Consider the following 709-nt stretch of genomic DNA (forward strand, 5'->3'; position numbering starts at 1 on the left):
GGCGAGGCGGTCGCGCGCCTCGGCCAGCGCCGCGCGGGCCTCGGCCGGCCGGCCCGACGCCGCCAGCGCATAGGCCCGCCAGCCCCCCTTGTCGGCCCAGTAGCGCGCGGCCGAGACGTAGTTGCGGTCCCCCTGCCGGCGCATCTCCACGTAGTAGGGCGTCTCGTCCTTTTCGCGCGGCGGGACCAGTTGGGGCCAGATCGCCAGGGCGTCGTTCCAGCGGCCCTGCTCGACCAAGAGGCCGAACAGGTCGTCGACGCTCTCCGGGGCCAGGCGGGCGGTCTCGCGCGCGGCGCGCTCCAGCTCGGCCGGATCGTCCAGGCTGTCGGCCACGATCAGGGCGGCCAGCGCCGACTGGCGGCTGTAGGGCCGTTTGGCGAAGGTCGAGCGCACCAGCGCCCGCGCGCCGGCCGTGTCGCCGGCCATGCCCAGGGCGTAGGCCTGCACGTAGTCGACGCCGACGCCCAGGCTGCGGTCGAAGGCTGAGCGCGAGGCCGGCCCCGCCGCGGCGCGGGCCAGCTCAAGGTCGGCCAGCGCCCCCTTCACGTCGTTCAGGGCCAGGCGGTGCAGGGCGCGCGCCCGCAGCAGGCTGGCCCGGCGCAGGTCGAAGGCGGCCGGCAGGGTGTCGGCGGCCAGGGCCGCGTCGCACATGCGCACGCCCGTCTCGCCCAGCCGCGGCATGCGCCGGGTGGTGTCCCCCGCCCCGCCC

General features: G+C 77.6%; 1 protein-coding gene. It reads right to left on the minus strand.

The annotated features are described in order from the left end of the window. The coding region (locus G3573_RS21805) for a hypothetical protein (protein WP_163263703.1) at positions 1 to 709 on the minus strand (709 nt) is incomplete at both ends.

This window comes from Caulobacter sp. 17J65-9 (genome assembly GCF_010975005.1).
Lineage (GTDB): Bacteria > Pseudomonadota > Alphaproteobacteria > Caulobacterales > Caulobacteraceae > 17J80-11.